The 7,707-nt window shown below is 41.4% G+C and carries 5 protein-coding genes; 2 read left to right on the top strand and 3 right to left on the bottom strand.

Features of this window, described 5'->3' with window-relative positions:
* The first annotated feature begins 264 nt into the window (after positions 1-264).
* Both LBQ60_13880 and LBQ60_13875 read left to right on the top strand, forming a co-directional pair.
* Positions 265-2,493, top strand: coding sequence for an amino acid permease (locus LBQ60_13880; protein MDR2039008.1), 2,229 nt, complete (start codon positions 265-267; stop codon positions 2,491-2,493).
* 167 nt (positions 2,494-2,660) lie between these two features.
* On the top strand, positions 2,661-3,554 hold the full coding sequence (locus LBQ60_13875; GenBank protein ID MDR2039007.1) for a glycerophosphodiester phosphodiesterase family protein: 894 nt from the start codon (positions 2,661-2,663) through the stop codon (positions 3,552-3,554).
* A 44-nt stretch (positions 3,555-3,598) separates the two neighbouring features.
* Here the strand turns inward: LBQ60_13875 and ilvB are convergent, their stop codons facing one another.
* The 3 genes from ilvB to LBQ60_13860 form a co-directional block, all read right to left on the bottom strand.
* Positions 3,599-5,299, bottom strand: a complete 1,701-nt coding sequence (gene ilvB, locus LBQ60_13870; protein MDR2039006.1) for a biosynthetic-type acetolactate synthase large subunit — start codon at positions 5,297-5,299, stop codon at positions 3,599-3,601.
* A 32-nt stretch (positions 5,300-5,331) separates the two neighbouring features.
* A complete protein-coding gene (locus tag LBQ60_13865; GenBank protein ID MDR2039005.1) occupies positions 5,332-7,419 on the bottom strand; it encodes a CotH kinase family protein in 2,088 nt (695 codons plus the stop codon).
* A gap of 59 nt (positions 7,420-7,478) precedes the next feature.
* Positions 7,479-7,707: dihydroxy-acid dehydratase (locus tag LBQ60_13860; protein MDR2039004.1), on the bottom strand; the 229-nt coding region annotated here is incomplete at its 5' end.

Here is a 7,707-nt window from a genome sequence, read left to right as displayed (position 1 = left end):
GGGTTTTTTCAATTTTTAATGGATCAATAAAAAAAAACGACTTGTCCACATAGTTTCTTATTATTGACCCTTCCATTTAAAAAGACGTAATTTTGCGAACAAGATTCGCAAAATTACGTCTTTTTGTTTCTGCCGAATGATGATCGGAATAAAGTTGAATCATCCAATAAGATGCATCCAATAACAAAATTATCTGTCTTCTTACGTCAAAAATGAACAGATATTTTGTATGTTTGAACTTTCAAATGCTTGCATTGGATACATATGAAACAAGATAGAATTTCTGGATTTGGAACAGGTCCGGTTTATTTGACTGCCATTTCCACCATACTTGGCGCCATTCTGTTTTTACGGTTCGGCTATGCTACCGGTATGCTGGGTTTTTGGGGGGCCATCCTGATCATTATCCTCGGACATTTAATCACGATCCCTACTGCACTTGCCATATCGGAAATTGCTACCAATACACGCGTGGAAGGTGGTGGCGAATACTTTATCATCTCCCGCTCATTCGGACTCAAGATCGGTTCTACCATCGGAATCGCCCTCTATTTTTCACAAGCCATCAGTGTGGCTTTTTATATCATTGCATTTACTGAATCTTTTGAACCTCTTTTTAACTGGGTATCCAACAGGTTTGAATTCAACCTGCCGCGTCAGGTGGTCAGTGTACCTGCTCTATGTTTACTGGCCTATTTTATACTGAGAAAGGGTTCCGGATCCGGAGTTAAAATGCTTTATGTGATCAATGCGATCCTTTTCTTATCATTGTTGTTGTTTTTCCTGGGAAATCCAATTGATCCGGGTGATGACGCAACAAGGATACCAGGGAATAATTTTGGCCTGTTCAACAAAGACAGCTTCTTCATCATCTTTGCCATATGTTTTCCTGCATTCACAGGAATGACGGCAGGAGTAGGATTGAGTGGTGACCTCAGAAACCCCGGGAAATCGATCCCTTTAGGCACAATGGGCGGAACAATTACCGGATTAATTGTTTATATGTTGGTTGTATGGAAATTATCAATTTCTGCTTCACAGGCCGACTTAATCGAAGATCAATTGATCATGTCGAGAATTGCAGTTTTCGGAGCCATTATCATACCGGTAGGATTGGCTGCATGTACATTTTCTTCCGCAATGGGTTCTATCATGGTTGCTCCCCGTACATTGCAGGCTATTGCCGGAGACAAAAGCTTCCCTTTCAGGAAGATCAATCTTTTCCTGGCAAGGGGAAAAGGAAAAACACGGGAACCGTTTAATGCTTCTTTTGTTACGTTCCTGATCGCATTGGTTTTTGTGATCATGGGAAATGTCAATACGGTAGCAGAAATTATTTCCATGTTCTTTCTGATCACCTACGGCACCCTTTGTCTCATTTCATTCCTCAACCATTTCGGATCTCCCCCGTCCTATCGTCCGAGGTTCAGGTCCAAATGGTATTTTTCACTGGCGGGATTCCTGCTTTCTGTATGGGTCATGTTCATGATCAATCCGTTTTATACATTTCTTTCTTATATTGTAATTATCATTATATACCTGATTGTCGAACACTATAACAAGGACCAGAAAGGACTGGTCAATATATTCAAAGGAGCTCTTTTCCAGCTTAACAGGCGGTTGCAGGTCTTTATGCAAAAGCATCAGTCGAGTATGGATAATGAAGAATGGCGTCCGGCAGCCATTTGTATCTCACCTCATTCTTTTGAAAGGGATAAGGTACTTGATTTGATGAAATGGATCAGTTACCAGCATGGATTCGGAACTTACTTCCATTATATGGAAGGCTACTACAGCAAACAGACTTATTCAGAATCGCAGGAAATACTGACACAGCTGATAGACAGCCAGAAAGAGAGGGAAAATACGCTTTATATCGACACCATGATCTCTCCCTCATATACTTCTGCTATCGCACAAGTGATCCAATCGCCGTCCATCTCCGGTATGGAGAACAATATGGTGGTATTTGAATTCGATAAGAACCACCCGGAAGAACTTACCCGTATACTGGAAAATGTCAATCTGGCCAGGGCCGGAAACTTTGATATTTGCATTTTCGGAGGTTGCCTCTCTCCCATCCGCTATAGAAATGGTATCCATGTATGGATCCGTACCACCGACGAGAAAAATGCCAACCTGATGATTTTACTGGGATACATCATTATGGCACATCCCGACTGGCGTAAAAGCCACATCAAAATATTCAACATCAGTGAGGAAGAACCAACAGAAGAAACCAAACGGGAACTTGAAGAAAGAATTGCCAGCGGACGATTGCCTATCACATTGACAAATATTGAAATCATTAAGCTGGCCGACGGAAAAACGCTCAGTGATGCCGTTACTGAATATTCAAAAAATGCCGGCCTGACTATTATCGGTTTCCGGGAAGAAATCATCAAGCATCAAGCATCAAAATTCTTTAATGATTTCAACGATATCGGAGATATTTTGTTTGTTAATGCTTCCCAGTCAAAAGAGATTAATTAACTATAAACGGAATCATTTGATTGATCATCAACAACCCAATTACCCTGCTTTTTCAAGTTTTTAAGTAATTCCAATAAATTAATGTCAGGCTTAATAAACGTAATCAACTTGATCAGTGTGACTTAATAAAACAATAAATAGCACTGAGTGCTTAATTGATATCTGATATGAAAAAAATAATTCTTTTCCTGTATTGCTGGCTTTTCATCCCTGTATCTTTCTCCCAGACTCGTGTTGATTCTTTGCTAAGAAAGCTACATAGCCCGGACAATGATTATGTTTTTGTTGTCGCACACCGGGCGGACTGGAGGAATGCTCCTGAGAATTCAAACCGGGCTATTGAACTGGCCATTGCCATGGGAGCGGATATGGTGGAGATCGATATACGAAAAACCAAAGACGATCAGTTTGTCGTGATCCATGACAAAACGATCGACCGTACCATGACGGGAAAGGGGAAAGTCGAAGAATTTACGGTTGAAGAATTGAAAAAATTACGGTTAAGGGCTGGTAATGGAATAAAAACCTATGAACACATCCCAACACTCGAAGAGGCATTGTTCATCTGCAAAGACCGGATATTGGTGAATATTGATAAAGGTGGTACTTATATTAAGGAAATCACCCCGATTCTCCGGAAAACAGATACGGAAAAGCAGGTCATCATCAAGGGAAAATACACGGTTGCAAAAGTAAAAGAAGAGTATGGAAAAAATACGGGCATGTTATATATGCCGATAGTGGATATTGACAAACCCGAATCCTGGATCGAACTGAGTAATTTTCTAAAAGATTTCAAACCGATCGCAGTAGAAGCCTGTTTTAAAACAGACAACTTTAAAGAGTTAAACCGCCTGTCGGAAATAACCCGGCAAGGAAGCCGTATCTGGATCAACACCTTATGGGATACTCTTTGCGGAGGTCATGATGATGAGTCTGCCATGACAGACAAAGATGCCAATTGGGGATGGGTAATAAAACAAGGTGCAACTTTAATTCAAACCGATCGTCCGAAAGAGTTAATCCGGTATTTAAAAGAAAAAGGGTTGCGGAACCTATAAGAATTCGCAACCCCAAACCTTTCCTGTCTCTATATTTTTATAGGCTACTCCTCTCCTAATAAAATTTTTGAGATACAAGCTCCTGCCGGAACCATAGGATATACCAACCCCTTATTTTCCACTTCCACTTCCAGAAGGTATGTCCCTTTGTATTGTAACATCTCTGCAATAGCATCATCCAGGTCTTCCCGTTTGTTCACTTTACGTGCTTCAATGCCGTAGGCTTTCGCAATTCCTATAAAATCCGGGTTTTTCATGATGGTTTCGGAATAACGTTCATTGAAAAACAATTCCTGCCATTGGCGTACCATTCCCAGAAACTGGTTGTTCAACAGAATGATCTTGATATCTATCCCTGTCTGCAAAATAGTACCCAATTCCTGGATATTCATCTGAAACCCACCATCACCGACAAACAGACAAACGGTTCTTTCCGGAGCCCCGAATTTGGCCCCAATGGCTGCAGGAAGTCCATAACCCATCGTACCAAGACCTCCGGAGGTAACCACACTTCTCGTCCGTTTATTTTTAAAATAGCGGACAGCCATCATCTGATTTTGTCCTACATCAGTAACCAGTATAGCATCATTATGGGTAGCCTCGGATACTTTATGAATCACTTCACCCATTTTCAAGGGAGTGCCTTCCGGGAAAAGTTCCTTTTTGATCACCACTTCATACTCCTTCTGTTCATAAGGTTTGAAACTTTCCCGCCACGCCTTATGTTCATTAGTATGAAGCAATTTTGTTATCTCTGATAACGTTACCTTGGCATCTCCCAGAACCTTTATATCCACTGTTACATTTTTATTAATCTCCGCCCTGTCAATATCTAAATGTATGATCTTGGCCTGTTTGGCATACGTAGCCAGATTACCGGTAACCCGATCGTCAAATCGCATTCCGATGGCAATAAGGACATCACATTCATTGGTTTTGACATTCGGGCCGATATTTCCATGCATTCCAAGCATACCCATATTCAGGGGATAATCGGAAGGCATCGCTGAAAGTCCTAAGATAGTTGATGCTGCAGGAATATCCGCCTTCTCCAGAAATGCTTTCAATTCAGCTTCCGCCCCGCTTAAGATGACTCCTTGCCCAACCAAAGCCAAAGGTCTTTGCGCTCCATTAATTAACTGAGCAGCCGCGTCAATATCCTTCTGGTTAAAGCTGGGTACAGGTTGATAACTCCTGATGAAAGTTTCTTTCTTGTACTCATATTTTTCCAGTTGTCCACCCTGGATATCCTTGGGAATATCCAATACAACAGGACCGGGACGTCCGTTGGAAGCGATATAAAATGCACGTGCGACCGCCCAGGCTATGTCTTCGACACGACGTATCTGATAAGCCCATTTAGTGATCGGCTGGGCAATCCCAACGATATCTGCTTCCTGAAAGGCATCTGAACCCAGAAGAGAAGAAGAAACCTGACCGGATATCACCACAATGGGCGTACTGTCCAGCATTGCATCAGCAATACCTGTAACCGTATTGGTAGCTCCGGGACCTGATGTCACCAAAGCAACCCCGACCTTACCTGAAACCCGTGCGTAACCCTGGGCTGCATGAATAGCACCCTGCTCATGACGAACAAGAATATGATTCACCTGATCTTTAAAATCGTACAAACAGTCAAAAACCGGTATGATCTGACCACCCGGATAACCGAAAATGGTACTAACTTCTTCGTTGATCAGTGACCTGATCAAGGCCTCGGAGCCTGAGATTGTATTAGACATAAAAATTTCGTTTACAGTACAATATTAATGGTTTAGAATTTATTTATTTCAGAATTCAAATAGGCAATTCTTTCTTTCAGCCAATTTTTCATCTTAGAAATTTCATTTTTATAATTGAGCCCGTTGTTCCATAGTTTAAAATTCTCCACCTGGGATTTTTGCATCATTGCCGATAATTGATCCACATATTGATCAATATCCACTAAGGCAGAAGCATATAATTCGTTCCAACGGTCCTTATATTGGGTCCGGAATAACGGATCATCAAAAAAGCGACAGAAAAATTTGTATCCGATATGGCTTCCACCATAATCGGGCATCAACAACATTCGCTGTGACTGCGAATAGTTGTCAAAGTAAACAAACTCACCTGAATAACCGTAACCCCAGTCAAAATCCCACAAAGGTCCCATAAATATCTTACTATCTGCTTCCTTATACATAAACATGCTTTTGGGGTGTTGCAATTCGGTATTTTGAACGATCTCATTAACAAGCAAAAAGTCAATCAGGGTCTTTATATCTATGAGATCCTGATAATTATTATTCGGGAATCCTTTGGAAACATCAAACAAAGCATCTTCCAGGTCTTTCAGGGCTGTCTTAATAAAATCCATACCTGCGGTACTGGTCAGTTCGGGTGACTTTACATTGACCGGCAGCTGTATGATCCTTGTCTTGAACTTGTAATCTTCATCATAATATGTATCCAGTTCGACCAAAAATCCGGTTGTTTCACTGATGTTTACCCTATTTTCGTTCACCTGTATCTGTTCTGTAAGAACATAACTTCCTTTGTACGAACCATTCAGGTATAACTCCACATGGCTCGCATGGTTGGTATATGGCAACCCGAAACGATGTCCCAATTCAAAAGCAACCGTATTCATGATCAATGTAGGATCCAGATAATTGGCTAGCAATACCCAGCTTTTGGCCTTGCCATAACCTAACAACGATGTTTTCTTTTCGAATTTTATCCGGTATGGCTTCTTGGGATAACTCCATGTGCTGTTCCCCCTGCCCCGGATCGTTGTTTTTCCTGTAAAACTGAAGCCCTCATTATTGGCATCCATCAGTTTAAAATCAGCATCGATGTATATTGTCTTAGTTGTGACCGGGACCTGGCCTTCCGTATCAATCTTCAGCACCGGGAGGCCGGACGCCTGGGGTGATATGAAAATTACCTTATAGTCATTATAAAAACCGCTTTGCCCGTTTACCCTGTATATGATCTCATTCCTGAAATCATTGGCTGTGATACCGCTTTCCTGTTCATTCCCATTAATAGTAACCTGCCCGGAGGCCTCAAAAGAGGGTATCAGGGACTGGATATTCTCCACCCATTGCTTCGTTTCAAAAGTAATGGTCTTCGTTTCATGGTTGATGATCCCATTTAATGATTGATTCAGGGCATTTTTATCCTTTTCAAATGAAAAAGACAAGAATACATGTTCAGGAATAGTCTGAAAAGCAACCAGATAGGTCGTCTTACTTTTGTCTTCTGCAGTAACGGTATATTTCTGGATTTCCTGGAAATTATTCGCTGTAACCCCGCTGATTTGCGGAACCCCGCTGATAGTCACCTTTCCGGTAGCTTCAAAAGAGGGAATCATTGAATCCAGATGATCGATTTCTCCGGATACCGACAATGTAATGGTCTTCTTTTCCTGGTCGATCACTCCGTTTATCCGGTCCGTTAAGCCATTGACAGATGAATCGAAATAGAAAGAACGGATAACCTTATCTGATCTTAAACCCAGTTTTACATCGTAGATAACTGAGCTATTATCATCAGCTGTCAGCGTATACTTAATCGTCCTGGAACTGTAATCGTTCGGGGTAACACTGCTTATCTGTTCCCTTCCATCTATGGATACTTTTCCGACAGACTCGAAAGTAGCAATTAAAGACTCGGGTGAATTGACCCAATCTTCACTTGTCAGTGAGATCAGGTGATTGGTATGATCAATAATGCCGATAATATCGGATGAAAGATCATTTTTTTGTGCCTCAAACATGAATGAAGTAAAATACTTCTCGGAGGACAACCGATCTTTACAACTGCTTAAAAAAAGAAGGCCAACTGATAAAAGACACAGCAGAAAAAGATTCTTCAAACGCATCCGGTTATTTTTTAAGATCAGGAAAAATTTATTACTCCCGGTTATTTCATAAATCAGATCAGACGAACGGCACCTTTATCGGCCGAACTCACCATAGAAGCATATGCCCTAAGCGCTTTCGAAACCTCACGTTCCCGGTGAGGCGGGGTGAAAGCTTTATTGCCTCTGGCAGACTCTTCTTTACGGCGTTCGTTCAATTCATCTTCACTGACCAGTAAATTAATTGTTCGTTCCGGAATGTTGATCTCTATAAGATCGTTATCCCGGATCAGTGCGACATTG

This window comes from Bacteroidales bacterium (genome assembly GCA_031275285.1).
Lineage (GTDB): Bacteria > Bacteroidota > Bacteroidia > Bacteroidales > UBA4181 > JAIRLS01.
This window is presented reverse-complemented; position numbering and strand designations above follow the sequence as displayed.